This window comes from Pseudomonas sp. B3G-3 (genome assembly GCF_028640915.1).
Lineage (GTDB): Bacteria > Pseudomonadota > Gammaproteobacteria > Pseudomonadales > Pseudomonadaceae > Aquipseudomonas > Aquipseudomonas chlororaphis_I.
Genome location: NZ_JAQZAB010000120.1, coordinates 39,136 through 66,034 on the forward strand (window position 1 = coordinate 39,136; position 26,899 = coordinate 66,034).

Consider the following 26,899-nt stretch of genomic DNA (forward strand, 5'->3'; position numbering starts at 1 on the left):
AAGGAGAAAAGCCATGGCCAAAGAAGGCTCGGTAGCCCCCAAGGAACGCATCAACGTCACCTTCAAACCCGCCACCGGCGGTGCTCAGGAAGAGATTGAACTGCCGTTGAAGCTACTGGCAATCGGTGATTACACCCAGCGCGTGGACGAGCGCAAAGTGGAAGACCGCAAGCCGATCAGCATCGACAAAATGACGTTCGACGAAGTGCTGGCCAAGCAGGAGCTGAGCCTGACGCTGAGCGTGCCTAACCGTCTTCAGGAAGAGGGCGACACCGAAGAGCTGGCGGTCAAGCTGCGCGTCAACTCGATGAAGGACTTCAACCCGGCCAGCCTGGTCGAGCAAGTGCCTGAGCTGAAAAAACTGATGGAACTGCGCGACGCGCTGGTGGCCCTCAAGGGTCCGCTGGGTAACGCCCCTGCATTCCGTAAAGCCATCGAAGGCGTACTCGCCGACGACGAATCGCGCGGTCGTGTACTCGGTGAGCTGGGCCTGAACGCCGCAGCCACCGAAGCCTGAGTCTCTATCAGTCAAGGAAGCCAAACACTATGAGCACTAGTGCAGCACAACAGAAAAGCAACGAGAACGGCGAGTACAGCATTCTCGACAGCATCATCGCCGAAACCCGCCTGACTCCGGACGACGAAGCCTACGACATCGCCAAGCGCGGTGTGTCGGCCTTCATCGAAGAGCTGCTCAAGCCTCAGAACGATGGTGAGCCGGTCAAGAAAGCCATGGTTGACCGCATGATCGCCGAGATCGATGCCAAGCTCAGCCGCCAGATGGACGAAATCCTCCACCACGAAGACTTCCAGTCCCTGGAATCGGCCTGGCGCGGCCTGCAGTTGCTGGTCGACCGCACCAACTTCCGCGAAAACATCAAGATCGAAATCCTCAACGTCTCCAAGCAGGACCTGCTGGACGACTTCGAAGATTCGCCGGAAGTGATGCAGGCAGGCCTGTACAAGCACATCTACACCGCTGAATACGGCCAGTTCGGTGGCCAGCCGGTGGGCGCGATCATCGCCAACTACTTCATGTCGCCAAGCTCGCCAGACGTGAAGCTGATGCAGTACGTGTCCAGCGTTGCCTGCATGTCCCACGCGCCGTTCATCGCCGCGGCCGGTCCGAAGTTCTTCGGCCTGGAAAGCTTCACCGGCCTGCCGGACCTGAAGGATCTGAAAGATCACTTCGAAGGCCCGCAATTCGCCAAATGGCAGAGCTTCCGCCAGTCGGAAGACTCGCGCTACATCGGCCTGACCGTACCGCGCTTCCTGCTGCGCAACCCGTACGATCCGGAAGAGAACCCGGTCAAATCCTTCGTCTACAAGGAAACCGTTGCCAACAGCCACGAGCACTACCTGTGGGGCAACACCGCGTACGCCTTCGGTACCAAGCTGACCGACAGCTTCGCCAAGTTCCGCTGGTGCCCGAACATCATCGGCCCGCAGAGCGGTGGCGCAGTAGAAGACCTGCCGCTGCACCACTTCGAAAGCATGGGCGAAATCGAAACCAAGATCCCGACTGAGGTCCTGGTTTCCGACCGTCGTGAATACGAACTGGCCGAGGAAGGCTTCATCTCCCTGACCATGCGCAAAGGCAGCGACAACGCGGCGTTCTTCTCCGCAAGCTCGGTGCAGAAACCGAAGTTCTTCGGCATCAGCGCCGAAGGCAAGGCTGCGGAGCTGAACTACAAGCTCGGCACCCAGCTGCCGTACATGATGATCGTCAACCGCCTGGCTCACTACCTGAAAGTGCTGCAGCGCGAGCAACTCGGTTCGTGGAAAGAACGTACCGACCTCGAGCTGGAGCTCAACAAGTGGATCCGCCAGTACGTCGCCGACCAGGAAAACCCGAGCGCCGAAGTTCGTGGCCGCCGTCCGCTGCGCGCCGCGCAGATCATCGTCAGCGATGTGGAAGGTGAGCCGGGCTGGTACCGCGTCAGCCTGAACGTGCGCCCGCACTTCAAGTACATGGGTGCCGATTTCACCCTGTCGCTGGTTGGCAAGCTGGACAAAGAGTAACCAGGAGCTAGGTCATGACCGGATACGGCAGCCTTTTCGAACGCCTGAGTGGCGAGGCCGACAAACGTGTCGGCTGGAGCCGCGAGGTTTCCGCCATGGCGTCGGTGGCTGCCCATCTGGGCAAGATGCTCAGCACCCGTGCGGGCAGCGTGCAGACGCTGTCCGATTACGGGCTGCCCGATCTCAACGACATGCGCCTGAGCCTGCACGACGCCCTGAGCCAGGCTCGCCTGGCCATCGAAAGCTTCATCGAAGCCTACGAACCGCGTCTGAGCAATGTGCGTGTCGTTTCCCTGCCGCGCGATCACGACCAGCTCAAGCTGGCTTTCAATATCGAAGGCCTGCTTGAGGTGGACGGGTTCAAGCGCCAGGTCAGTTTTTCCGCGCGCCTGGATGGCAGCGGTCAGGTCAAGGTGACATGAAGATGAGCGAAGACCATTTCATTCGTTTGGGCGAGGCGGCAAGTCGCGCCGTTGAGCCAGTCAACCATGTTTCATTCGGCACGCCCGATGCCACGATAGGGCTGACCAACCTGCTGGATCTGGACACTCATGAAATCGTTCAGGAAGAAGGCCGGCAGGTTCACCGGCTGACCTTCAAAAGTGGCCACAGCGTAACCATCGAGGCCAATGACAAAGCCGTTGAAGTGAAAGGCGCGCGCCTTTCTATCATCGCCGCTACCCAAGCGGTACTGCTGCATGACCCGGCGAAACCTGTTCCCTCGGCAAAGCTGGCAGCGTCACCAACGCTCACGCCACCCCTCTTGCCCATGGGAGGTGAACATGTCCGGTAAACCTGCCGCTCGTGTTTCAGACCCGACCGCTTGCCCATTGCCAGGTCACGGTACCAACCCGATCGCCGCCGGTTCCGGCGATGTGTTTTTCGACGGACTTCCGGCTGCCCGCCAAGGCGATGCCTCGGCCTGTGGCGGCACTATGTCCGGCGCCCTGGCAACCACCGTGCGGATCAATGGCAAGCCGGCGGCCACGGTTGATTCGGTCGGGACTCATGGAAATATCGTTATCGGTGGATCGGGAACGGTGATTATCGGCAATTCGCATTCGCCGGCGGCGTTTGTTCCTCCATTACCGCTGATTATTCCTGGATTTGATGAACAGTTTGCGCTGACAGATGAGGCGGGAGCTCCGATTGCCAATCGCCGATATCTACTTGTTCGCGAAGATGGCACGCAGGAAGAAGGGATTACCAATGATGCAGGGCTTACTCATCGGCTTGCTCGACATGAGCGAGCAGAGAAAGTCGAAGTCTACGTAGCAGCGGGAAGTTGATGAATGGCCACTGATACCATCAACACTTCAAGTGGTACTTTCAAAAAAGTCGCTACGGTGCAAAGTTCTCCTACCAAAGAGCTTATTCCTAAGTCGGTTGTAGTTGAGCAAGGGCTGACCGTATTTTTGGGTGGCGCTGGGATGATTGGTGGTTATAACGCCGACATGATCAACGCATTTACCGAGATAGGCATCGCTAATTCTGTTTACGGAAACTACTCATCCCTGATCACTGGGGCGGATGAGTATGTCCATCCAATGGTTGATATGCTTGCCGACGCATCAGCGGTTATTTTTTACAATCAGGATAGTAGTCGGCCTGCAGAGTCTGAATATGATCAGCTGGTTGTTGTAAAAGAAAGAACCGATTTGTATGGTTTGGTCGCTGTTAAAAGCACTATGCCGGTTATAGAAAACCAACCTGCGGATTTCTCCCTTGCTGCCATTGGCATATCAAAAAAGATTCCGACTTCTGGGCAGTTCAATATTGTCGGGTACTCATGGGGGGCGGTAATTGCAGCGCGTAGCGCTATGTATCATGCGCGCAAGGATATTATCGTCGACCACTTGGTTCTCATCGGTGCGCCGATCAATCAGGACTTGAAGGATGCGGTAACCGGGCATCCGAAAATAATCAAAACAATAATTATTGACCTGACGGATAAGGGCGACCCGATTTATGCCGGGATGACGGATGCCGAATTGGTTGGCGTTGCACCCGAGCTTGCGGGGCAGATGTCAGGCACTAACCAAGGACACTTTTACTATTCAGGGGATGATGCAGACGGTCAATTAAGGCATCGGGAACTTGCAAAGCGGCTTTATGACGAAGGGCTTCGATAAAGTGATGCGATATTTCGTTATCCTCATTTCTCTTGTCATGCTGTCTTTGAGCTTTATCGATCCCAAAGCCCCATGGGGGGTTAGTATCGACTTTATGGGCTTATTACTCCCTCAGGCGGTGTATACATTTTTTTTTGTGGTTTGTATTTTTCTTTATCTTCCGATGATAGTTGTCGGTTTTTATTATTTTGTAAAAAGTACAGTTCGTTTGGTCAAGTTTCGAGATTTCAGGGGTAGCTTCGAGCCGTTTATTTTGTTTGCGCTCATTGTGGTGAGTTTGAGCCGGTTCGGCGATTGGGTTGTTTATGAGATTTTTTAACTATCGATTGGGATCGAATTCGATGACTAGGTTCGCCGGCTTCATCCTGCTTTTTGTGGCCCTGAACGGTTGTGCGGCTCAACAGGTTTACAACAACCAGGTGTATGTCGAGAACCGTTGTGGCGAACCCTTGCAGATGAAGGTTTCCAACAGTTCCAACATGCATGCGCTGGACCGAACGATGACCTCCGCGGCGGGCTCCCGCGTACTGGTGGCGAGCTTTACCTCCTATGGCGAAGACGTGATCGAGCAGATCCCGGCCAACTACTTGCTGACGATCAGCGATGCCGCCGGGAGCAAGACCATTGACGGCGCCCAGTTGAAGCAGCACCTGAGCGACGTGGAAAAGATCAGTAAAGGGACCCAGCGCGAATGGACGATCGATGACCGCACGTTCTGTTCATGAGGTGAGCAGTTGTTGAATGTCTTGGCGCTGAAATTTTCTCAAAAACCATAAGCAGGTAAGCAGGCGTGTCCTTTAACCACTACTACCAAAGCGAACTCACCGCGCTGCGCCAGCTGGGTCGCCGTTTCGCCGAGCGTAGTCCGGCCCTGGCGCCGTTTCTCGGGCAGGCCGGGCGGGACCCGGATGTGGAGCGCCTGCTCGAAGGTTTCGCGTTCCTCACCGGTCGCCTGCGGCAGAAACTCGATGACGAGCTGCCGGAGCTGAGCCATTCGCTGATGCACCTACTGTGGCCGAACTACATGCGGCCGTTGCCGGCGTTCAGCATTTTGCAGTTCGACCCGCTGAAGCAGTCCGGGCCGGCCCTGCGTGTGGAGCGTGATACGCCGGTGGAGAGCAAGCCCATCGATGATGTGCGCTGCCGCTTCCGTACCTGCTACCCGACCGAAGTCCTGCCGCTGGACCTGACGGCGCTGAACTACTCGGTGAAAGGCGACGGCGCGCTGCTCAGCCTGCGCCTGGAGATGAGCTGCGACGGCCATCTCGGCGAGCTGAACCTGAGCCGTCTGCGCCTGCACTTGGCTGGCGAGCGCTACATCAGCCAGATGCTCTACCTTAGCCTGCTGCGCAACCTCGAAGGCATCGAGCTGGTGCCGCTGGGCATGGATGGCAAGCCGTTCCCGGGTGTCAGCGGCAATGCCATGTCGTTCAAGATGCCCGGCAACCGCGTGCAGCCGGTGGGCTTTGCCGAAGAAGAGGCGTTGATCCCGTACCCGCTGAACACCTTCCGCGGCTATCGGTACCTGCAGGAGTATTTCGCCTTCCAGGACAAGTTCCTGTTCGTCGACCTGAACGGCCTGGACCTGCTCAAGTCGCTGCCGGAGGACACCCTCAAGCAGTTGCACGGCCTTGAGGTGCGCTTCGACATTCGCAAGAGCGGCATCCAGCGCCTGCGGCCGACCCTGGACAACGTGAAGCTGTATTGCACGCCGATCGCCAACCTGTTCAAGCACGACGCGCTGCCGATCCGTCTCGATGGCAAGCAGGACGAGTACCTGTTGCTGCCGGCCGAGTACGACCTGGAAAACTGCGGCGTGTTCTCGGTGGAAACCGTGACCGGCTGGAAGCCCGGCGGCCTGGGTTACCAGGAATATGTGCCGTTCGAATCCTTCGAGCACGATCCGAGTTTCGACGTCCCGCAAAGCCGCCCGCACTACAGCATCCGCCAGCGCTCCTCGTTGCTGCATGACGGCCTGGACACCTACCTGAGCTTCGGCATCCGCCACACCGAGGCCCACGAAACCCTGTCCATCGAGCTGACCTGCACCAACCAGAACCTGCCGCGCCGGCTCAAGCTCGGCGAGATCAACCAGGCGTGCGAGGAAACCCCGGAATTCCTCAGTTTCCGCAACATCACCCCGGCCACTTCGAGCTACGCGCCACCGCTGAATCGCGACTTCCTGTGGAAGCTGATCAGCAACATGTCGCTCAACTACCTGTCGCTGGCCAACGTCGACGCGCTCAAGGTGATCCTGGAAACCTACGACTTGCCGCGCTACTACGACCAGCACCTGGAAAAGGTCAGCAAGCGCCTGCTGGGCGGGCTCAAGTCGATCCGCCACGAACATGTCGACCGGCTGCACCGGGGCCTGCCGCTGCGCGGTCTGCGCACCGAGCTGACCATCGATCCGGAAGGTTATATCGGTGAAGGCGACATGTTCGTCTTCGCCTCGGTTCTCAACGAGTTTTTCGCTCTTTACGCCAGTCTCAACTCGTACCACGAGCTGCGGGTAAAAAGTACACAGGGAGAGGTGTACCAATGGACACCACGTATGGGTCTACAGCCCCTGCTTTAAGCGGGCTGACCCGGGTCATCCGCGAGTACTCGCTGTTCCAGGCCGTGCTGCTGGTAGTGGACCGGCTGCGCGATTCCCATCCGGGCCTGAGCGAAGAGGATCTCTACGACCAGCTGGAATTCCAGGCCAATCCGAGCCTGGGTTTCCCTGGCAGCGACGTCGATCGCGTGGAGTTTTTCGAAGAGCACGGGCAGATGCGCGCGCGCCTGCGGTTCAACCTGATCGGGCTGTTCGGCTCCGGCTCGCCGCTGCCGGCGTTCTACGGTGAGCAGGCCCTGGGCGACAGCGAGGACGGCAACCCGACCCGCAATTTCCTCGACCTGTTCCACCATCGCCTGCAGCGGCTGATGCTGCCGATCTGGCGCAAGTATCGCTACCGCGCCAGCTTCAAGAGCGGCGCGCTCGACCCGTTTTCCGCCCAGCTGTTCGCCCTGATCGGCCTCGGCGGCGAAGACATCCGCAAGGCCAAGGAACTGAACTGGAAGCGCCTGCTGCCGTACCTCGGCCTGCTCAGCCTGCGGGCCCACTCGGCGGCGCTGATCGAGGCCGTGCTGCGTTACTACTTCAAGCATGCGGACCTGGTGATCGAGCAGTGCATCGAGCGGCGGGTGGAGATTCTCGAAGAGCAACGCAACCGCCTGGGTCGCGCCAACAGCCAGCTCGGCGAAGACCTGGTGCTGGGCGAGCGGGTGCGCGACCGCAGCGGCAAGTTCCGCATCCATATCCGCCAGCTCGACTGGCAGCGCTTCCACGAATTCCTGCCGATCGGTTTCGGCTACCAGCCGTTGTGCGCGCTGGTGCGGTTCACCCTGCGTGACCCGCTGGACTACGACATTCGCCTGGTCCTGCGCCAGGAAGAAATCCGCGAACTGCGCATCGGTGAGCAGAACGCCTGTCGCCTGGGGTGGACCAGTTGGCTCGGCCGCGAACGCGCGGACGGCGTGGTGACCCTGGGCAGCAAAATTCATTAAGGACAGATGACATGATCAACGTAGACCTGCAGCAACTGATCCAGGCGCTGGACGCCGAAACCCGCCGTGACCTGGAAAGCTCCGCGGAACGCTGCGTCGCCCGTGGCGGCAGCAAGATCCTGGTCGAAGACCTGTTGCTGGGTCTGCTGGAGCGTCCGCAAGGCCTGCTCGCCCGCGCGCTGCAGGACGCCGAAGTGGATGCCGGCGAACTGAGCGCGGCACTGCAATCGCGGGTCGAGCACAGTGCCTCGCGCAACCCGGTGTTCGCCCCGGAACTGGTGCAATGGCTGCAGGACGCCTTGCTGGTGGCCAACCTCGAGCTGGGCCAGAGCCAGGTCGAGCAGGCGGCGCTGATCCTCGCCCTGCTGCGCAACCCGATGCGCTATGCCGGTAGCCGCTACCAGCCGCTGCTGGCCAAGCTGAACATCGAACGGCTGAAGGATTTCGCCCTGTCGCAGAAGGAAGAGCCGGCCAGCGGCAAGCCGGCGGCGCCGGGCGAATCGCTGTTGCAGCGCTTCACCCACAACCTGACCCAGCAGGCGCGCGAGGGCAAGCTCGACCCGGTGCTGTGCCGCGATGGCGCGATCCGCCAGATGGTCGACATCCTCGCCCGGCGCCGCAAGAACAACCCGATCGTGGTCGGCGAAGCCGGCGTCGGTAAAACCGCGGTGGTCGAAGGCCTGGCCTCGCGCATCGCCGCCGGTGAAGTGCCACAGGTGCTCAAGGGCGTCGAGTTGCTGTCGCTGGACATGGGCCTGCTGCAGGCCGGCGCCAGCGTTAAGGGCGAGTTCGAGCGCCGCCTCAAGGGCGTGATCGACGAGGTCAAGGCTTCGCCTAAGCCGATCATTCTGTTTATCGACGAAGCCCACACCCTGATCGGCGCCGGCGGCAACGCGGGCGGTTCCGATGCGGCCAACCTGCTCAAGCCGGCGCTGGCTCGTGGCGAGCTGCGGACCATCGCCGCCACCACCTGGGCCGAGTACAAGAAGTACTTCGAGAAAGACCCGGCCCTGGCCCGGCGCTTCCAGCCGGTGCAGCTGCACGAACCGACCGTCAGCGAGGCGGTGACCATCCTGCGTGGCCTGGCCCAGGTCTACGAGAAGAGCCACGGCATCTACCTGCGCGACGACGCGGTGGTGGCCGCGGCCGAACTGTCAGCCCGCTACCTGGCTGGCCGCCAGCTGCCGGACAAGGCGGTGGACGTGCTCGACACCGCCTGTGCCCGGGTGCGCATCAGCCTGGCGGCGGCGCCGGAGAGCCTGGAGCGCCTGCGTGGCGAGCTGGCCGAAGGCGGCCGGCAGCGTCAGGCGCTGCGCCGCGATGCTGAAGCCGGCCTGGTGATCGACCAGGAAGCTCTGGACGCGTTGGAAGCCCGTCTGGCCGAAGCCGAGGCCGAGCAGCAAGCCCTGGAAACCCTGTGGAGCGAACAGCGCACCCTGGCCGAGCGTCTGCTCGAACTGCGCCAGCAACTGGCCAAGGCTCGCGACGCGGCCAACCAGCCGCCGCGAGTGTCGGTGGAAGAAGACGCCGAAGGCACGGTGATCGAAACCCTCGCCGCTGAAGTGGAAGAAGGGCACAGCGTCGAGGCGCTGGAGGCTGCCCTCAACGAAACCCATCGCGCCCTGAGCGATGCCCAGAGCCAGGAACGCCTGGTCAGCTTCGAAGTCTGCCCGCGCCTGGTGGCCGAAGTGATCAGCGCCTGGACCGGTGTGCCGCTGACGCAACTGGCCCGTGAACACAACGCCAAGGTGGCGAGCTTCGCCACCGACCTGCGCGCCCGCATTCGTGGCCAGGAGCAGGCGGTGCATGCGCTGGACCGCTCGATGCGCGCCACCGCCGCTGGCCTGAACAAGCCGGATGCCCCGGTCGGTGTGTTCCTGCTGGTGGGCCCGAGCGGCGTCGGCAAGACCGAAACCGCCCTGGCCCTGGCCGACCTGCTGTACGGCGGCGATCGTTTCATCACCACCATCAACATGTCCGAGTTCCAGGAGAAGCACACCGTGTCGCGCCTGATCGGCGCGCCACCAGGCTACGTTGGCTACGGCGAAGGCGGCATGCTCACCGAGGCGGTGCGGCAGAAGCCCTATTCGGTGGTGCTGCTCGACGAGGTCGAGAAAGCCGACCCGGACGTGCTCAACCTGTTCTATCAGATCTTCGACAAGGGCGTGGCCAACGACGGCGAAGGGCGCGAGATCGACTTCCGCAACACGCTGATCCTGATGACCTCGAACCTGGCCAGCGACCGCATCAGCGCCCTGTGTGAGAACGGTGAGCGACCGAGCGCCGAGATCCTGGAAGAGACCATCCGCCCGGTGCTCAGCAAGCACTTCAAGCCGGCGCTGCTGGCGCGCATGCGCGTGGTGCCGTACTACCCGGTGGGCGGCCCGGTGCTGCGCGAGCTGATCGAAATCAAGCTGGGCCGACTGGGCGAGCGCCTGAACCGTCGCCAGCTGGATTTCACTTACTGCCAGAACCTGGTCGACCACCTGGCCGAGCGCTGCACCCAGAGCGAAAGCGGCGCGCGCCTGATCGATCATCTGCTCGACCTGCACGTACTGCCGCTGGTGGCCGACCGCCTGCTGGACGCCATGGCCACCGGCGAGAACCTCAAGCGCGTACACGCGACGCTCGACAGCAGCGGCGGCGTGACCTGCGAGTTCGCCTGAGGTGGGTGTGATGTTCACTCGTGTACCGCAACCGCTGATCTATGCCGAGGCGCTGTTGGCGCAGTTCGCCAGCCTGTCGCGGGCGGCGGACGATGGCGCGCTGCTGGGCGATTTCGTGCGCGGCGTGGCCGGGCTCAGCGGTTGCGAGCTGAGCCAGCTGTACCTGCTGGATGCCACCCATACCCGGCTGGGCCTGAGCGCCGAATGCCTGGGCGGCATCCTGCAACCGCGGGAAGCGGCGAGCCTGCCGGCGGACTACAACGGTGAGCAGCTGCTGCAGTTCGCCCTGTGCCAGAACCGCGTGGTGAGCCTGGTGGGGCTGAGCGGCAGCCTGCACGAAACCAGCTTCCTGCCGGCCCGGGATACCCCCTGGCAGTCACTGCTGTGCGTGCCGCTGGTGAACACGCAAAAGGCCGTCGAGGGCCTGCTGCTGTGCGCCAGTCGCGAACACATCGACCTGCAGGGCTTCGCCGATTCCATGGGGCAGCTGGGCTCGTTCGTGCTCGGGCAATTGCACCTGCTGCAACGCCTGCGCCGTCCAGTGGGCGACGCGACGCCCGTGGCCAGCACCCCGGTCAGCGCCAGCGGCTACGGGCTGATCGGCAACAGCACGGCCATGCGCCAGACCTACCAGTTGATCAGCAAGGTGCTGCACAGCCCCTACACCGTGTTGCTGCGTGGCGAGACCGGCACTGGCAAGGAAGTGGTGGCGCGGGCCATCCACGACTACGGCCCGCGGCGCTCCCAGGCGTTCATCGTGCAGAACTGCGCGGCCTTCCCGGAGAACCTGCTGGAGAGCGAGCTGTTCGGCTACCGCAAGGGTGCCTTCACTGGCGCCGATCGCGACCGTCCGGGGCTGTTCGACGCGGCCAATGGCGGCACCCTGTTGCTGGACGAAATCGGCGACATGCCGCTGTCCCTGCAAGCCAAGCTGCTGCGCGTGTTGCAGGAGGGCGAGATCCGTCCGCTGGGTTCCAACGACACCCACAAGATCGACGTGCGCATCATCGCCGCGACCCACCGCGACCTGGCGGTGCTGGTCAGCGAAGGCAAGTTCCGCGAGGACCTGTACTACCGCCTGGCGCAGTTCCCGATCGAGTTGCCGGCCCTGCGCCAGCGCGAAGGCGACATCCTCGACCTGGCCCGGCACTTCGCCGACAAGGCTTGTGCATTTTTGCAGCGCGACCCGGTGAGCTGGTCGGAAACCGCCCTCAATCACCTGTCGGGCTACACCTTCCCGGGCAACGTGCGCGAGCTCAAGGGCCTGGTGGAACGGGCGGTGCTGCTGTGCGAAGGCGGCGAGCTGCTGGCCGAGCATTTCTCCCTGAGCAGCGAAGCGCTGCCGGAAGAACCCGGCCTGAACCTGCGCGAGCGCCTGGAGAAGGTCGAGCGCCACCTGCTGCTCGATTGCCTGCGCAAGAACGACGGCAACCAGACCCTGGCGGCCCGCGAGCTGGGGCTGCCCAGGCGCACGCTGCTGTACCGCCTCGGGCGGCTGAACATCAATCTTGGCGACTTCGAGGGTTAGCGCGACATGACTTCCCCCAGCGCCTTTTTCGTTTCGCCAAGCGTCGCCCGCCAGGGGCGGCGCTTTGTGCATTGTCTACCCATGGAGACCTTCTGATGTCTGTTCGTCACTGGCAAGCCGCCCTGCTGGCTCTGATCGTTCTCAGCGGCCTCGGCGGCTGTAGCGGCAATTACAAATTCAACGACAACACCTATCGCCCATTGGGTGATCCGCAGGCGGTCAATCGCGGCAAGTGACCGCAAGGAGCATCATCATGGAACTGGTTTTCGAAATGCTGAACACCAAGCAGTTCGTGCCCACGGAGTTGAGCAGCAAAACCTTCAAGCAGGCCGGTGGGGTGATCGGGCGGGGCGAGGATTGCGACTGGATCATTCCGGACCGCAAGCGTCACCTGTCCAACCACCACGCGATCGTCAGCTACCGCGACGGAATGTTTTTCCTCACCGATACCAGCAGCAACGGTATCCAGGCCAGCGATAGCGGCGCGCGCCTGCGCAAGGGCGAGCCGCAGCGTATCGAGCACGGCAGCGTCTATGTGCTGGGGGATTTCGAGATCCGTGCGCGCCTGGTGCGCGATCCGGCGACCTTCGACGCCGAAATCGGGCGTCCGCAAGCCGCTGGCAGCATCATTCCCGATGACGCATTCCTCGACCTCGACCCGCTCAACGCGCTGGACCAGCAGGAGCGGGTGTATTCGGAAATCGACGAGCTGACCGCGCTCAACACGCCGCGCCAGGAACCACGGCAGCGCGCGGACTATGCGCGGATCGACATGGAAAGCCTGCTGGTGCCGGAACTGGTGGCGCAGCCCGAGGCGCCGGTCGCCGTCGAGCCGGCCCCGGTGGAGCGCCAGCGCGAAGGCTTCTGGGAGCATTTCGGCGCGGCGCTGGGGGTGGACCTCAAAGGCCTCGATCACGACGCCCGCGAAGCCCTGGCGATCGATGCCGCGCGCCTGCTCAAGCAAAGCATCGGCGGCCTGCAGCAGAGCCTGCGCACCCGCAGCGAACTGAAAAACGAACTGCGCCTGGCCCTGACCACCGCCCAGGGCGGCAGCAAGAATCCACTGAAATTCGCCGTGGACGCCAGCGAAGCGCTGGGCATCCTGCTGCAGGGCAACAAGCCCGGCCAGTTGCCGGCCGAGCAGGCAATCTCCCGGGCTTTCCGCGATCTGCAGGCGCACCAGGTGGCGCTGCTGACCGCCAGCCGCGCGGCCGTGCGCGGCACCCTCGAGCATTTCTCGCCACAGCAGCTGACCCTGCGTTTCGAGCGCGACAACAAGCCGTTGCTGGCCACGTCCGGCAGCCGCTGGAGAGCCTACAACCGCTATCACCAGGCCCTGCGCCAGGACGATGACTGGAGCGAGCGCCTGCTGGCCCGTGACTTCGCCCAGGCCTACGAAGAACAGATCCGCCTGATCTCCACCCTCCACACCGAACACCAAGGATGATGCGCATGTCTCGCTGCTCGACCCTGTTATCCAAGACGCTGGCTGTGCTGACCGCCCTGGCGTTGCTGGCCGGCTGCTCGTCGCTGTCGCCGTACTCGACCATGACCAAGCTCAACCTCAAGCTGACTGCCAGCGACCAGCTCAACCCGGACCTCAACGGTCGTCCGTCGCCGATCGTGGTGCGGCTGATCGAACTCAAGCATCCGGTGGCCTTCGAGAACGCCGATTTCTTCAGCCTCTACGAGCGCGCCAAGGAGTCTCTGGCGCCGGACATGGTGGCCAGCGAAGAGCTGGAACTGCGCCCGGGTGAAACCGTGGAACTCAAGCTCAGCGTCGAAGAAGGCAGCCGCTACGTCGGCGTGCTGGCGGCCTACCGCGACATCTCCGAAGCCCAGTGGCGCTATGTGGTGCAGCTCACTCCGGTGGCGCTGACCGAAGCCGACCTGACCCTCGACCAGGCCGGTATCCGCACCAGCAACGCAACGCTCGCCAAGGCGGACAAGTAATCATGAACGTGCATAAAGTCATTTGGCAGGAAGGCATGTTGCTGCGCCCGCAGCACTTCCAGCACAACGATCGCTACTACGACTACCAGATGAAGACCCGCACCCAGTTGCTGGGCAGTTATTCCTGGGGTTTCCTGAGCCTGGAGATCGACCTGCAGTTCCTCAACATGGGCAAGCTGGTGATCAGCCAGGCCTCCGGCATCCTGCCCGACGGCAGCCTGTTCGAGCTGGGTGGCAACACCGAGCCGCTGGCCCTCGACGTGCCGCCGAACACCGGCAACACCCCGGTCTACCTGGCCTTGCCGCTGGTGACCGGTAACCACATCGAGTCGCGCCGTCCGGAGCAGTCCGACGTGCTGGCGCGCTACACCGCCTACGAGGCGGAAGTGGCCGACTCCAACGCTGGCGACGATTCCAGCAGCCAGGTCAGCTGCGCCCGGCCGGACTTCCGCCTGCTGCTGGGCGAGCAACAGAGCGACCAGGCCTATGTGAAGCTCAAGCTCTGCGAAGTCCTCGACACCACGCCCGACGGGGTGATCAGCCTCGACCCGGACTTCGTGCCGACCTTCATCCACGCCCATGCCTCGAGCTACCTGCTGTCGTGCCTGAAGGAAGTGATCAGCATGCTCAGCCACCGCGGCGACACCATTGCCGACCGGATCCGCTCCAACGGCAAGGTCGGCGGCGCCGAAGTCGGCGACTTCATGATGCTGCAACTGATCAACCGCACCGAACTGCTGCTGCGCCACTACCTGGGCCTGGAGCAGGTGCATCCGGAAGAGCTGTACCGCACGCTGCTGACCATGCTCGGCGATCTGGCGACCTTCGCCAGCGACAGCAAGCGACCGCGCCTGGACAGCCGTTACCAGCACAGCGACCAGGGCGCGAGCTTCCGCAAGTTGATGGACGCGATCCGCCAGGTGCTGTCGATGGTGCTCGAACAGCACGCCATCGAGCTGGTGCTGCAGGCGCGCCAGTACGGGATCATCGTGTCGCCGTTGCACGACCACAAGCTGCTGGGCTCGGCCTCGTTCGTCCTGGCCGCCAGCGCCAACTGCGACTCCGAAGAACTGCGCCATCGCTTGCCGGCGCACCTCAAGGTCGGCCCGGTGGAGCGCATTCGCCAGCTGGTCAACCTGCACCTGCCGGGGATCAAGGTCAAACCCTTGCCGGTGGCGCCACGGCAGATCGCGTTCCACTCCAACAAAACCTATTTCATCCTCGAACTCAGTTCCGAAGACCTGGCGCAACTGGAGCGTTCCGGCGGTTTCGCCTTCCACGTGTCCGGCGAATTCGCCGAGCTTGAACTGAAATTCTGGGCCATCAGGAACTGACCGACATGATCAAGGACATGGAACACAACCAGGACGACAAGACCGTCCTGCTCGATCGCCAGGGCCATGGCCCGGCGCAGAGTCCGCTGACCGATTTCGCCGCGCCGCCACGCTTCGAGCAACTGGAAGAACGGATGATCTACGCCGCGCGCCTGCGCCCGGCCGAGGCCTTCAACATCAGCCTGAATGCGCTGGTGGCGGCGGCCTCCGACCTGTTGTCGGAAGTGGTGCGCCTCAAGCACAGCGACACCCGCGAAGACCTGTACGCGCTCAACGAGCGCCTGACCTCGGCCCTGAAACTGTTCGAGGTGCGCGCCCTGCACAACGGCGCGGAAAGCAGCCAGGTCATGGCCGCCCGCTACGTGCTGTGCACCGTGGTTGACGAGGCGGTGGTCACCACCCCCTGGGGCAATGAAAGCGAGTGGTCGCAGATGAGCCTGCTCAGCAGCTTCCACAACGAGACCTTTGGTGGCGAGAAGTTCTTCCAGCTGCTGGATCGGTTGTCGAAGAACCCGGTCAAGCACCTGCCGATGCTGGAGCTGATGTACCTGTGCCTGTCGCTGGGCTTCGAGGGCAAGTACCGGGTCATGGCCCGCGGCATGCTCGAACTCGAAGGCATCCGCGATGCGCTGTACCGGCAGATCCGCCAGCTGCGTGGCGACGTGCCGCGCGAGCTGTCGCCGCATTGGGAAGGCCTGCACGACAAGCGCCGCAGCCTGGTGCGCATCGTGCCGTGGTGGATGGTCGCGCTGTTCACGGTGGTCTGCCTGGTGGTGATGTATTCGGGGTTCGCCTGGGTTCTGGGCGAGCAGCGCGAGACCGTTCTGCAACCTTATCAGCAGCTTGACCCGGCCGTGGTCCAGCCCCAGCCGTAATACAGGGACGTGTGATGAAAAACTTCTTCAAGAAAGTCGGCGCCTTCCTGCGCAAGACGTGGGTCTGGACGCTGTTGCTGGTGCTGTTCGTGGCGCTGCTGGTGTGGTTCGTCGGGCCGCTGCTGGCGGTCAACGACTACAAGTTCTGGGAAAGCGCGACCTCGCGCCTGCTGACCATCAGCGTGCTGTTCCTGATCTGGGGCCTGACCATGGTCTTCGTCAGCTGGCGCGCCGGGATCCGCAAGAAAGAAATGGAAGACAGCGAAGACGGCCAGGAACGCCTGCGCCGTGAAGAGCTGATCGACGAGGAACAGAAAGAGCTGCGCAGCCGCTTCAAGGAAGCCATGCGCACCCTCAAGACCTCCAGCCTGTACCGCGGGCGCAGCGAGCGCTGGCGCAACGACCTGCCCTGGTACCTGCTGATCGGCCCGCAGAGCAGCGGCAAGACCAGCCTGCTGGACTTCTCGGGCCTTGAGTTCCCGATCAACAAGATCGACCGCAAGCTGACCCGCGACACCATCGGCACCCGGCATTGCGACTGGTACTTCGCCGACCACGGCGTGCTGATCGACACCGCCGGCCGCTACCTGACCCAGCCCGACGCGGAAGTCGACGGCAGCGCCTGGAGCACCTTGCTCAACCTGCTGCGCAAGCGTCGGCGCGGGCGTCCGCTCAACGGCGTGCTGGTGACCATTCCGGTGGAACTGCTGCTGAGCGGCAACGAGCCGGATCTCGACACCCTGGCGCGCCAGGTCCGCGCGCGCCTGCAGGACGTGCACCAGAAGCTGCACGTCGACGTACCGGTATACCTGGTACTGAGCAAGGCCGACCAGTTGCTCGGCTTCGACGAGTTCTTCGACCAGCTGAGCCGCGAGGAAAGCGATCAGGTGCTCGGCACCAGCTTCCGCAAAGAACAGAACGGCACCGACGTCGCCGTGCTGCGCCAGGAGTTCGAAGAGCTGCTGCGCCGCCTGAACAGCCAGGTGATCATGCGCATGCACCAGGAGCGCGACACCCAGCGCCGTGGCCGCATCCTCGACTTCCCGCACCAGCTGGGGCAGATCGGCGAGCGCCTGTGCCTGTTCGTCGACATGGCGTTCACCGGCAACCGCTACCAGCGGGCCAGCCAGCTGCGCGGTTTCTACCTGACCAGCGCGCCGCACCTGACGGAAAAACTCGACCCCGACACCGCCAGCATCGGCGCCAGCCTGGGCATGGCGGCCGGTGTGCTGCCGACCCTGCGCAGCGGTCGTTCGCGCTTCATTCACCACCTGCTGAGCCGGGTGATTTTCCCCGAGGCCGACCTGGCTGGCCTGGACAAGCGCGAGCGCAATCGCATCCATTGGGGCCAGCGTGCGCTGTACGTTGGCGCGCTGGTGGCCCTGGCCTTGTTCGGCCTGCTCTGGGCCGGTGGTTTTTCCGCCAACTACGAGCGCCTGGAAAACCTGCGCTCCCTGGCGCAGAACTGGAACCAGCAGCGCACCGCGCTGACCGCCCGCGACGACGCGATGGCGGCGCTCAAGACCCTCGACACCAGCTTCGAAGCCACCAAGGTGTTCCCGGCCAAGGGCGACGTCTCGCTGCACGAGCGGGTCGGCCTGTACCAGGGCGAGGAAAGCAACCCGGTGGTGCTCAGCGCCTACGAGCGTGAGCTGCAAGCGCAGCTGCTGCCACGGGTGGCGCAGATGCTGGAAGGGCAGATCCGCAGCAACATGCGCGACCGCGACCGCCTGCTCAACAGCCTGCGGGCGTACCTGATGCTGAACATGCAGGACCGTCGCGATCCGTCCTGGCTCAAGGACTGGGTGGCCAGCGACTGGTCGACACGCTACGCCGGCAACACCGCGGTGCAGAACGGCCTGAACGCGCACTTCGAACGCCTGCTCAAGCTGCCGTTCAGCTACCCGCTCAACGACACGCTGGTGGCCCAGGCGCGCCAGGTGCTGCGCAGCGAGTCGTTGGCCAACGTGGTCTATCGCGTGCTGCGCGAACAGGCGCGGAGCCTGCCGGAGTACCGCCTGAGCCAGCATCTGGGGCCGCAAGGCAGCCTGTTCGTCGGCACCGACTACGCGATCCCGGGCTTCTACACCCAACAGGGTTACCAGCAGTATTTCTCGGTCCAGGGCACGGCGCTGGTCACCGATATCCTGCGTGACAACTGGGTGCTGGGCGAAGGCAGCGGCATCAGCGGCATGGACCTGCGCCGCCTGATGGTGGAACTGGAACAGCTGTACTTCCGCGACTACGCCAACTTCTGGAGCGAAGCGGTCGGCCAGGTCGGTCTGCAACCGTTCAACGACGCTGGCGAAGGCGCTGATCAGGTCGCCGGCCTGACCTCGGCCAACTCGCCAGTGCTGCAACTGTTGGTGGAGGTGCGCGAGAACACCCGCTTCCAGGCCATCGCCGAAAGCGCCGAAGACGTGACCGCCGCGGCGGACAAGGCCGCGGAGAAGGGCGGGGCGCTGGGCAAGGTCGCGGCGGCTGCCGCGGGCAAGGCCCAGGAAGCCCTGGCCAAGAACCTGCCGGACACCGCGAAGAAGTCGCTGCAACGTCGCTTCGAACCGCTGCACCGCCTGCTGGACGACAACAACGGCCCGGCCGCTGACCTGACGCCGGCGCTGCAAGCGCTGAACGACCTGCAACTGCAACTGGCCGGCCTGGCCCGTGCCAGCGCGCCCGAGCAGGCGGCGTTCGAGATGGCCAAGACCCGCATGAGCGGCCAGCGCGATGCCCTGAGCAGCCTGCGCAACGCCTCGGTGCGCCTGCCGCGTCCGGTGAGCGTGTGGTTCAACGTGCTGGCGGAAGACACCTGGCGCCTGGTGCTCAACGACTCCTACCAGTACCTCAACCAGCGTTACCAGAGCGAGCTGTACAGCTTCTACGGCAAGGCCATCAGCAAGCGTTATCCGTTCAGCGCCCACAGCACCAGCGATGTCGCCATCAGCGACTTCCGCGAGTTCTTCAAGGCGCAAGGCATCGCCGATCGCTTCTTCGAAACCTACATGCGGCCTTTCGTCAGCGGCGATCCGGGCAACTACCGCCTGCGCAGCATCGACGGCCACAGCCTGCCGATGTCCAAGGTCTACCTCGACCAGATGGCCGCGGCCCAGGTGATCCGCCAGAGCTTCTTCTCGGAGAACCCGGCGGAGCCGCAGGTGCAGTTCAAACTGGAGCCCTACACCCTGGACCCGGCGGTGAGCCGCTCCGAGTTCCGTTTCGGCGACAAGACCATGGAATACCGCCACGGCCCGATCGTGCCGGTGTCCTTCAAGTGGCCGACCGACGCCGAAGACGGCCGCACCAGCCTGGTGCTGGACAAGATGGCCGGGCGCCCGGTGGGCATCGAAAAGAACACCGGCCCCTGGTCGCTGTTCCGCCTGTTCGACCTGATGCAGACCGAGTACCTGACCGGCCGTGACGTGTTGGTGCTCAAGGCCGACCTGGGCGGCCTGCGCGCCAACTACCTGCTGATGAGCCAGCGCACGCCGAACCCGTTCGACATGGGCGTGCTGCGCACCTTCCGCATGCCGGTGCAGCTCTGATGCTGGTTGCCAGTACCTGGCGCAGCGCTGCGCGCACCGACCCGGGCAAGGTTCGGGCGCGCAACGAAGATGCCTTCCTCGACTGCCCGGAGCAGGGGCTCTGGGTGGTCGCGGACGGCATGGGCGGGCATCAGGGTGGCGACATCGCCAGCCAGTTGATCGTCGCCAGCCTGGCCGAGTTGCCGGCGCAGGACAGTTTCGACGAGCGGCTCAAGGGCTTGCGCCAGTGCCTGCACTGGCTCAACCGGCGCCTGGGCCAGGAGTTGACCGTCACCGCCGAGCGCCACGACAGCATCATGGGCAGCACCGTGGTCGCGCTGTTGCTGGAAGGAGACCGCGCGGCGTGCATCTGGGCCGGCGACAGCCGCTGTTACCTGTGGCGCGGGCAGCGTCTGTACCAGCTGTCCAAGGACCATTCGCTGCAACAGCAACTGATCGACGAGCAGCAGATGAGCGTCGAGCAGGCGCGGGCTCATCCGGCGGCCAATGCCCTGACCCGGGCGGTGGGCGCCAGCGAGCAGCTGACCCTGGATGTGCTAGAGCTGCAGGTCTACCCCGGCGATGCCTTCCTGCTGTGCAGCGACGGCCTGTACCAGGGGCTGACCAGCGACGCGCTGGGCAACGCCTTGAGCCTGGCTTCGCCGCAGGTGGCGCTGGAGCGCCTGTTCGACGGCGCCCTGCGCGGCTCGGCCCGGGACAACCTGACAGCCGTGGTGATCCGCCAATGAGTGATCTCAAATCCGGTCTGGATAACATCCTGATGAGCGAGGAAGAGGCCAGCAACCTGACCTATTTCGCCTTCGCCAAGGCCAATGAGGCGCCGCGTCCCGTGGCGCCCAAGGCCAAGGGCAAGGGGCGCAACCGCTCGAGGAACCGCTCCCGTTCCAAGGCCAAGGCCGTGGCGCCTGTGGGTGGGCTGCCGGATGTGCTGGCCGGACGTTACCGCCTCGAGCGCCTGCTCGGGGCCGGTGGCATGGGCGCGGTCTACCGCGCGCGGGACCTGCTGCATGAGCAGTTCGGCGATCCCGACCCTTACATAGCGCTCAAAGTCATGAGCGAAGAATTCTCCGAGACGCCGGATGCCAGTGCCTTGCTCTACAGCGAGTTCGCCCTGACCCGACGCCTGCGCCACCCGAACGTCGTGCGCTTGCACAGCTTCGAGGTGGACACCCAGTGCCAGCGCGCCTTCATCACCATGGAACTGATGCGCGGCCTGACCCTGGACAAACTGCTCTGCGAACGGCCGTTGGGCCTGCCCTGGAAAGAGCTGCGCGATGTGGTGCGGCCACTGCTCGATGCCCTGGCGTACAGCCACGCTCGCGGTGTGCTGCACGGCGACCTGAAGCCGAGCAACGTGATGCTGTGCGAAGACGGCGTGCGGCTGTTCGACTTCGGCCTGAGCCAGGCCGAGGAGGGCGTGCTGCCCGGCCTGCCGCAGCTGAGCCGCAGCCGCTTCAACGCCTGGACGCCCGGCTATGCCGCCCCCGAATTGCTGGAGGGCGGGGCCTTGTCGGCCAGCGCCGATCTGTACGCGGTGGCCTGTGTGATCTTTGAGCTGGCCTGTGGCAAGCACCCGTATCGCCGGTTGCCGTCGACCCAGGCCCGCGACGAACGCCTGGACCGCACGCTGCAGGCACCCAAGAACCTTCCCAGACACTGTTGGCCAGCCCTGCGCGCGGCGCTGGCCTTCGACGCGGCGCAACGCACCATCTGCGCCCAAGCATTGCGCGACGCCATGCGCGCGGATTCGTCCTGGCTGCAACGCTGGTTCCATCGGCGTAACGGATGACCACCGAACAGGGAGCAAGATATGTTCAATCCTTCCAATGAAACCCACTTCAGCCTGACGGTCGACGACTTCCAGGGTGACTTGCAGGTGCTGTCTTTCGAAGGGGTCGAAGGCATCAGCCAGCCGTTCCGTTTCGATCTGGAGCTGGTCAGCGAGAACCCCGACCTGGACCTGGAAACGCTGCTGCACAAGCAGGCTTTTCTAGCGTTTGATCCGCAAGGCAGTGGCATCCACGGCCAGATCTACCGCGTGGCCCAGGGCGATGCCGGCAAACGGCTGACCCGCTACAAGGTGTCGCTGGTGCCGCAACTGGCCTACCTCGAACACCGCACCAACCAGCGCATCTACCAGCAGCTGTCGGCGCCGAAGATCATCGCCCTGATCCTCGAAGAGCACGGCATCCAGGGCAACGCCTACCAGTTCCAGCTCGGCACCCCGTGCCCGGACCGCGACTACTGCGTGCAGTACGACGAAACCGACCTGCACTTCATCCAGCGCCTGTGCGAAGAGGAAGGCCTGCATTACCACTTCCAGCACAGCCCGCAAGGCCACCTGCTGGTATTCGGCGACGACCAGACGGTGTTCCCCAAACTTGGCCAGCCCACCGCCTATATCCAGGGCAGCGGCATGGTCGCCGACGAGCCGGTGATCAAGGGTTTCAACCTGCGCCTGGAAACCCGCACCCGCCGCACCACCCGCCGCGACTACGACTTCGAGAAGCCGCGCCTGCAGCTGGAAGCGGCCTATAAACCCGAGGCTGAAAGCGCAGAGCCGGACCTGGAAGACTACGACTACCCGGGCCGCTTCACCGACCGTGCGCGCGGCAAATTCCTCAGCCAGCGTGCCCTCGAACGCCACCGCGCCGACTACCAGCAGGCCGAAGGCTGGGGCGACCAGACACGACTGGTCAGCGGGCATTTCCTGGAACTGTCCGAGCACCCGCGCAGCGAGTGGAACGACCTCTGGCTGTTGACCCATATCGTCCACCAAGGCAAGCAGCCACAGGTGCTGGAAGAGTCGGTGACCAGCGACACCACCGACGCCTCCAGTGACAACAAGGACGGCTTCCACCAGGGCTACCGCAATCGCTTCCTCGCCACACCGTGGGATGTTTTCTACCGTCCACCCCTGAAGCATCCGAAGCCTCGCGTGCTGGGTAGCCAAACGGCCAAAGTCACCGGTCCCCAAGGCGAAGAAATCCACTGCGACCAGTACGGTCGGGTCAAGGTGCAATTCCATTGGGACCGCGAGGGGCAGAGCGATGATAAGACCAGCTGTTGGTTACGCGTCTCTTCCGGCTGGGCCGGTGCTCACTACGGCGGCATTGCCATTCCTCGCGTTGGCATGGAAGTGCTGGTGACCTTCCTCGAGGGCGACCCCGATCAACCGCTGATCACCGGCTGCCTGTATCACAAGGAAAACCAGGTCCCCTATGACTTGCCCGCCAACAAGACTCGCAGCACCTTCAAGACCCTCAGTTCTCCAGGCGGCGGTGGCTGCAACGAACTGCGCATCGAAGACAAAAAAGGCGCCGAGCAGATCTTTATCCACGCCCAGCGCGACTGGGACGAGAACATCGAACACGACCAGAAAATCCGCATCGGCCACGAACGCCACGACACGGTGGAGAAGAACACCTACACCGAACTCAAGGCCGAAGAACACCGCACCACCCACGCCGACCGCAAAGTCGAAGTCAAAGCCGACGATCATTTAATTGTTGGCCAGGACCAGCACATCAAACTCGGCACGGCTCAACTGATTCAGGCCGGTCAGGAAATCCATCTCAAGGCTGGACAAAAAATGGTGCTCGAAGCCGGAGCAGAGCTCACGCTGAAAGCGGGAGGCAGCTTTATCAAGCTGGATGCTGGTGGCGTTACCGTGGTGGGGCCGCAGGTGAGGATCAATTCGGGAGGGGCGCCGGGCCAAGGTACCGAGAATGCAGCGTTATTACCCATCATTCCGCTACCCGCTGACAGGGACAACGCGGGCGAGCTTCTGGAACCTGCGGTCTCGCAACCCGCCCCGGATGTCATACACAAACTGAGCGCGATCGTGAGCCCGTTACCGGGACTTCCAGGATACGAGGATGAGCCGTATACCCTGTTTGCCGATGGCGCGGCTATTCAGGAGGGCCTGACCGGGGCCGATGGCGTGATCACATTCGAGCACGTCCCTGGCACTCAAGCCTATGCGGTAGAACTGGTGAATGGTCATCGCTTCGAGATTGAGCCAAAAGAAGACAGCAGCCAATCCGGTTCACCCAATCAGCAACTGGCACGCCAAGGTTATCGCGACTATCACGCCCAGGCCGATCAGCTCGAACCCTTGGGTTCAACAGATGATTACCGCGCCGCTACCTTGAGTCCGGCAAGCAAGCCGAAGATCCATTGAGTGCAGGAAGCCATCGAATGACAACGGATTACAGCAAGGAAGTTATCCAGCTAACGCCTAAAGCCCACAAGTCCACGGCCTTGACCATGGACTGGTTCGCCAGAAAAGCGCTTTACCCGCCGCGAGCCGGTATACAAGTCACCCCGCTGATCAACGGTGAGCACGCATTCGGCGCTGTATACGATGCCATTCGGGGCGCGCAAAAGAGCATCGAAATCATCAGTTGGGGATTTGACCCAGCGATGCGTTTCAAGCCCGACAGTGATCGAATCGGTGAACTGCTGGATGTTCAAGGTCGACACGGCGTCAAGACGCGTGTGTTGATCTGGAAAAACCCGCTGGCCAACTTTGTTGAAAACACCATCATCGGTGATGGCCTCGCGGGTTCGGGAGGCACCGCAATGGGATCGGGCGTGGCCCGAGCAAGCGCAGCCTCCGATAAGGACCTCAAGTACCGTCAGACGTTGGAGTTTCAGCGCACTTATTATCAGGATGAACTGGCCAAGTTGTATGCGGCTCAACGGCAGGTTGACGGTGCAGGCAAGCGCCCTCAGCCGCCCAATCCCGCGCGTGAACGTGAGTTGCAGGCCATGCTGGCTGACATCGAAGCTCAGCTGAATGGGGAGGGCGGCTACAACACGCTCAAAGGCTCGGGTGGGCCCAAATATTCCCCCCAGGATGAGCAGTACACCCGGGAGTGGTTTAACCGCCTGCACGATGGGCGGATGCAGAACGTCGAGTTTCGCACCCGCGATTTCTCCACCGAAGTTCCGCTCAACGCGATCATGCGCGGACCTCAAATGGCCAGGGAAAAGGGGCGTCTGGCGACGCTCTATCGACTGATAAAAGGCGAAGCGCCCGACGTCAACTTTGCGCACATGCTGGCGCTGACGTTCTTTGCCAGCCACCACCAGAAGATGGTGCTGGTGGACTATGAAGACACCGCGAATGCGGTCGGCTTCGTCATGGGGCACAACATGCATCGCAATTACTGGGATACCAGCGCGCACCTGTATGACGACAAAGCCGCCCGGCGCAGCCCGGGCTTCGGCCCATGGCAGGACTTGTCGATGAAAGTGCAAGGGCCTGTGCTGCATGACCTGAACCACAACTTCAGCACTGCCTGGGATCGGGAAACCTTTTGGATCAAGAAATGGTTTACCGATGGCCTGCGCGATCAGCGCGAGGCTATCAAGCCAGACAATTTCAAAGCCGCTGGCTCGACCATGGCACAGATTTGCCGCACCCAGCCGCAAGAAGGGGCGGAAACCTCGATTCTGGAGCTCTACCACAAAGCGTTAGGCAACGTGCGCAACTACGCCTATTTTGAAAACCAGTACTTCCGCTACCCGGCGTTTGCCAAACAGTTACGCGAGCTGGCGGCCGCTTATATCGCCAAAGGCAGAGACAAGGACTTGTACGTGTTCGTAGTCACCAACAACCCAAACAAAAGGGGTTTTTCCAGCACCACCTACGCCACCTTGCAGGAACTCGGGCAGGAGCAACTGATGCCCCAGGCCCAGCGTACGCTGACGGAAGATATGCTGCGAAAGCGCAGCCAGTTGGCGTATCTGGAGGCCAACCCACACACCGACCCCTACGTGCAGCGCGCTCAACTCAACCGAGCCGAGATACTCAAACGCGAGATCACCGAGCTGGAAAAAAAGGGCGTTACCCCTGAGGTCGAACAGCGCCTGGGCGGTCTCAAGGCAAAAGATATTCCTGAACTCGGCAAGCCAAAATCGAATGACAGCGAAGATCCCAAACCCTACACCCTCAAGGACATACCCGGTCTCAAAGTCGTCATCGCCACCCTGACTGCCTGCACGCCGGAACCCGGAAGCACTTTATCCGAGGGGCAACAGGCCTACTTCCGGGATATCTACGTGCACTCCAAATTGTTGGTGGTGGACGACGTCTTCAGCTTGCTCAGCTCCGCGAATATCAACGCCCGCAGCCTGCATACCGACTCTGAATTAGGCCTCGCTGCGCCGGATGCCGAGCTGGCCAAGCATTGGCGGGAAGAGTTGTGGAAGTTGCATGTCGGGAAATCGCTTGATGACGGCAAGGGGCGTTGTGATGCCGCAGCAAACTTCAAGCGTTGGAATTATATGATGGATAAGAACTGGAAAAGAAAGGGCCAGAACCAGCCATTGATAGAGCATTTAACTCGTTTTTGGGATGTGGAGACGCCTTATGCCAAAGCCATTGATTAAATCCATCTTTTTTTGTGCCCTTACTTTTTTATTGTTATTGAGTGGAGCTTCGGCCATGGCCTATCCAACCTTTACCTGTGCCTACGAAAAAGACCACAACCCACCGCTGGATGCCGAAGCAGATGGTTGGTTTCAACAAGCTCGCGTTCTAGAGAAAGTGCGTGGAGTGAAAGACTGGCGAACCATCGTCGGACTCTACGAAAAAGCCATTGCCAAAGATCACTGGAAGGCGATGCATAACCTGGCGGGACTCTATCGTACAGGATGGCCTGGACAGCCTGGGGTAGAACAAGATACCAGCAAGATGCTCGATCTTTATGAACGTATGGTCAAACTCAAAGTACCGTTGGGTTATTACAACTGGGCCGTGACTGTCGAAAGTGGACGAGGTGTATTGAAGTCGGACCGGATGGCCAGCTCCTATATGTTTCAGGCGGCACAATTGGGCAGTCCATTGGCACAGGTGCGTATCGGAAACTACTTTGCATTCGAATTGCCTCGCGATAAACAAGATGAACGAATGGCTGAGCCTTATTTCCGATGCGCTGGCGCTCAAGACTCGCCGGATGCAATTATCGAAACGGCTGTGTTCTATGAGATCTCTAAAGAAAATATGCCTCTAGCACTGTTTTATTATCAACGTGCCGCGTCGCTGGGTAGTTCAATAGGTTTAAGTGCTCTACAAGGGGCGTTCGATCTGAAAGTGGACTCGTTATATGATTTTGGCTACCGCCCCGATACAACTCTTCATGAGTTGTATGCAAATTTGTCGAAAGAGCTAGATGCTAATCCTAATTTGCGATTCCCTAATCTGATGAAAGACCATCCTCTACCCGCCCACCCCAAACAAGGCTATGACGCAGAGCACCCGGATCACAGGCCGGAGATATGAGCCATCT

At 62.2% G+C, this 26,899-nt stretch carries 22 protein-coding genes; all 22 read left to right on the plus strand.

The features are described from left to right. Positions 1–13: 13 nt before the first annotated feature. The 22 genes from tssB (at position 14) to PVZ80_RS24180 (ending at position 26,892) form a co-directional block, all read left to right on the plus strand. Entirely contained in the window at positions 14–517 is a 504-nt protein-coding gene (gene tssB / locus PVZ80_RS24075) for a type VI secretion system contractile sheath small subunit (protein ID WP_007930286.1), read from the plus strand. A 29-nt stretch (positions 518–546) separates the two neighbouring features. Further along, the gene (tssC, locus tag PVZ80_RS24080) at positions 547–2,022 is read left to right on the plus strand and encodes a type VI secretion system contractile sheath large subunit (RefSeq protein WP_007930285.1); all 1,476 of its coding nucleotides are present in this window, start codon (positions 547–549) and stop codon (positions 2,020–2,022) included. A gap of 14 nt (positions 2,023–2,036) precedes the next feature. Beyond that, on the plus strand, positions 2,037–2,444 hold the full coding sequence (tssE, locus tag PVZ80_RS24085; protein WP_016703136.1) for a type VI secretion system baseplate subunit TssE: 408 nt from the start codon (positions 2,037–2,039) through the stop codon (positions 2,442–2,444). Then, entirely contained in the window at positions 2,441–2,815 is a 375-nt protein-coding gene (locus PVZ80_RS24090; protein WP_273864672.1) for a hypothetical protein, read from the plus strand. Before tssE ends, PVZ80_RS24090 begins: the two co-directional genes overlap by 4 nt. Continuing rightward, positions 2,805–3,311: a PAAR domain-containing protein gene (locus tag PVZ80_RS24095; RefSeq protein WP_273864673.1), complete on the plus strand. Its 507-nt coding sequence runs from the start codon at positions 2,805–2,807 to the stop codon at positions 3,309–3,311. Before PVZ80_RS24090 ends, PVZ80_RS24095 begins: the two co-directional genes overlap by 11 nt. Before the next feature lie 3 nt (positions 3,312–3,314). After that, positions 3,315–4,154 (plus strand): hypothetical protein, encoded by an 840-nt coding sequence (locus tag PVZ80_RS24100; RefSeq protein ID WP_273864674.1) that lies wholly within the window; start codon positions 3,315–3,317, stop codon positions 4,152–4,154. 341 nt (positions 4,155–4,495) lie between these two features. Then, positions 4,496–4,879, plus strand: coding sequence for a hypothetical protein (locus PVZ80_RS24105; RefSeq protein WP_009051589.1), 384 nt, complete (start codon positions 4,496–4,498; stop codon positions 4,877–4,879). A gap of 65 nt (positions 4,880–4,944) precedes the next feature. After that, on the plus strand, positions 4,945–6,732 hold the full coding sequence (tssF, locus tag PVZ80_RS24110; RefSeq protein ID WP_007930278.1) for a type VI secretion system baseplate subunit TssF: 1,788 nt from the start codon (positions 4,945–4,947) through the stop codon (positions 6,730–6,732). After that, the gene (gene tssG / locus PVZ80_RS24115; protein WP_007930277.1) at positions 6,696–7,703 is read left to right on the plus strand and encodes a type VI secretion system baseplate subunit TssG; all 1,008 of its coding nucleotides are present in this window, start codon (positions 6,696–6,698) and stop codon (positions 7,701–7,703) included. Before tssF ends, tssG begins: the two co-directional genes overlap by 37 nt. Before the next feature lie 11 nt (positions 7,704–7,714). Further along, positions 7,715–10,369: a type VI secretion system ATPase TssH gene (gene tssH, locus PVZ80_RS24120; RefSeq protein ID WP_273864675.1), complete on the plus strand. Its 2,655-nt coding sequence runs from the start codon at positions 7,715–7,717 to the stop codon at positions 10,367–10,369. 10 nt (positions 10,370–10,379) lie between these two features. After that, positions 10,380–11,897, plus strand: coding sequence for a sigma-54 interaction domain-containing protein (locus PVZ80_RS24125; RefSeq protein WP_273864676.1), 1,518 nt, complete (start codon positions 10,380–10,382; stop codon positions 11,895–11,897). Between the two features lie 95 nt (positions 11,898–11,992). Next, positions 11,993–12,133, plus strand: a complete 141-nt coding sequence (locus PVZ80_RS24130; RefSeq protein WP_007930271.1) for a hypothetical protein — start codon at positions 11,993–11,995, stop codon at positions 12,131–12,133. A 17-nt stretch (positions 12,134–12,150) separates the two neighbouring features. Beyond that, a complete protein-coding gene (gene tagH, locus PVZ80_RS24135) occupies positions 12,151–13,344 on the plus strand; it encodes a type VI secretion system-associated FHA domain protein TagH (RefSeq protein WP_273864677.1) in 1,194 nt (397 codons plus the stop codon). A gap of 5 nt (positions 13,345–13,349) precedes the next feature. Further along, complete coding sequence (gene tssJ, locus PVZ80_RS24140; RefSeq protein ID WP_273864678.1) at positions 13,350–13,850, plus strand: type VI secretion system lipoprotein TssJ; 501 nt, start codon at positions 13,350–13,352, stop codon at positions 13,848–13,850. A 2-nt stretch (positions 13,851–13,852) separates the two neighbouring features. After that, entirely contained in the window at positions 13,853–15,184 is a 1,332-nt protein-coding gene (gene tssK, locus PVZ80_RS24145; protein WP_007930267.1) for a type VI secretion system baseplate subunit TssK, read from the plus strand. Between the two features lie 5 nt (positions 15,185–15,189). Beyond that, entirely contained in the window at positions 15,190–16,059 is an 870-nt protein-coding gene (gene icmH, locus PVZ80_RS24150) for a type IVB secretion system protein IcmH/DotU (RefSeq protein WP_007930266.1), read from the plus strand. 14 nt (positions 16,060–16,073) lie between these two features. After that, on the plus strand, positions 16,074–19,601 hold the full coding sequence (gene tssM / locus PVZ80_RS24155; RefSeq protein ID WP_101283996.1) for a type VI secretion system membrane subunit TssM: 3,528 nt from the start codon (positions 16,074–16,076) through the stop codon (positions 19,599–19,601). Continuing rightward, positions 19,601–20,329 carry a PP2C family protein-serine/threonine phosphatase gene (locus PVZ80_RS24160; RefSeq protein ID WP_007930264.1) on the plus strand — a complete coding sequence of 243 codons (729 nt, stop codon included), beginning with the start codon at positions 19,601–19,603 and terminating at the stop codon, positions 20,327–20,329. The genes tssM and PVZ80_RS24160 overlap by 1 nt, the downstream gene beginning before the upstream one ends. Next, on the plus strand, positions 20,326–21,390 hold the full coding sequence (locus PVZ80_RS24165) for a serine/threonine-protein kinase (RefSeq protein WP_273864679.1): 1,065 nt from the start codon (positions 20,326–20,328) through the stop codon (positions 21,388–21,390). The genes PVZ80_RS24160 and PVZ80_RS24165 overlap by 4 nt, the downstream gene beginning before the upstream one ends. A gap of 21 nt (positions 21,391–21,411) precedes the next feature. Beyond that, positions 21,412–23,784 (plus strand): type VI secretion system Vgr family protein, encoded by a 2,373-nt coding sequence (tssI, locus tag PVZ80_RS24170; protein ID WP_273864680.1) that lies wholly within the window; start codon positions 21,412–21,414, stop codon positions 23,782–23,784. A 17-nt stretch (positions 23,785–23,801) separates the two neighbouring features. Further along, the gene (locus tag PVZ80_RS24175) at positions 23,802–26,000 is read left to right on the plus strand and encodes a phospholipase D-like domain-containing protein (protein WP_273864681.1); all 2,199 of its coding nucleotides are present in this window, start codon (positions 23,802–23,804) and stop codon (positions 25,998–26,000) included. Further along, on the plus strand, positions 25,981–26,892 hold the full coding sequence (locus PVZ80_RS24180) for a tetratricopeptide repeat protein (RefSeq protein WP_053269601.1): 912 nt from the start codon (positions 25,981–25,983) through the stop codon (positions 26,890–26,892). The genes PVZ80_RS24175 and PVZ80_RS24180 overlap by 20 nt, the downstream gene beginning before the upstream one ends. Positions 26,893–26,899 lie beyond the last annotated feature (7 nt).

Coding starts and splice junctions, on each gene's coding strand:
- PVZ80_RS24125 (WP_273864676.1), top strand. CDS start 10,380: ATGTTCACTCGTGTACCGCAACCGCTGATCTATGCCGAGGCGCTGTTG.
- tssM (WP_101283996.1), top strand. CDS start 16,074: ATGAAAAACTTCTTCAAGAAAGTCGGCGCCTTCCTGCGCAAGACGTGG.
- tssB (WP_007930286.1), top strand. CDS start 14: ATGGCCAAAGAAGGCTCGGTAGCCCCCAAGGAACGCATCAACGTCACC.
- PVZ80_RS24175 (WP_273864681.1), top strand. CDS start 23,802: ATGACAACGGATTACAGCAAGGAAGTTATCCAGCTAACGCCTAAAGCC.
- PVZ80_RS24090 (WP_273864672.1), top strand. CDS start 2,441: ATGAAGATGAGCGAAGACCATTTCATTCGTTTGGGCGAGGCGGCAAGT.
- PVZ80_RS24165 (WP_273864679.1), top strand. CDS start 20,326: ATGAGTGATCTCAAATCCGGTCTGGATAACATCCTGATGAGCGAGGAA.
- PVZ80_RS24130 (WP_007930271.1), top strand. CDS start 11,993: ATGTCTGTTCGTCACTGGCAAGCCGCCCTGCTGGCTCTGATCGTTCTC.
- PVZ80_RS24160 (WP_007930264.1), top strand. CDS start 19,601: ATGCTGGTTGCCAGTACCTGGCGCAGCGCTGCGCGCACCGACCCGGGC.
- tssH (WP_273864675.1), top strand. CDS start 7,715: ATGATCAACGTAGACCTGCAGCAACTGATCCAGGCGCTGGACGCCGAA.
- PVZ80_RS24100 (WP_273864674.1), top strand. CDS start 3,315: ATGGCCACTGATACCATCAACACTTCAAGTGGTACTTTCAAAAAAGTC.
- tssJ (WP_273864678.1), top strand. CDS start 13,350: ATGTCTCGCTGCTCGACCCTGTTATCCAAGACGCTGGCTGTGCTGACC.
- tssG (WP_007930277.1), top strand. CDS start 6,696: ATGGACACCACGTATGGGTCTACAGCCCCTGCTTTAAGCGGGCTGACC.
- icmH (WP_007930266.1), top strand. CDS start 15,190: ATGATCAAGGACATGGAACACAACCAGGACGACAAGACCGTCCTGCTC.
- PVZ80_RS24105 (WP_009051589.1), top strand. CDS start 4,496: ATGACTAGGTTCGCCGGCTTCATCCTGCTTTTTGTGGCCCTGAACGGT.
- tssI (WP_273864680.1), top strand. CDS start 21,412: ATGTTCAATCCTTCCAATGAAACCCACTTCAGCCTGACGGTCGACGAC.
- PVZ80_RS24180 (WP_053269601.1), top strand. CDS start 25,981: ATGCCAAAGCCATTGATTAAATCCATCTTTTTTTGTGCCCTTACTTTT.
- tssE (WP_016703136.1), top strand. CDS start 2,037: ATGACCGGATACGGCAGCCTTTTCGAACGCCTGAGTGGCGAGGCCGAC.
- tssK (WP_007930267.1), top strand. CDS start 13,853: ATGAACGTGCATAAAGTCATTTGGCAGGAAGGCATGTTGCTGCGCCCG.
- tagH (WP_273864677.1), top strand. CDS start 12,151: ATGGAACTGGTTTTCGAAATGCTGAACACCAAGCAGTTCGTGCCCACG.
- tssC (WP_007930285.1), top strand. CDS start 547: ATGAGCACTAGTGCAGCACAACAGAAAAGCAACGAGAACGGCGAGTAC.
- PVZ80_RS24095 (WP_273864673.1), top strand. CDS start 2,805: ATGTCCGGTAAACCTGCCGCTCGTGTTTCAGACCCGACCGCTTGCCCA.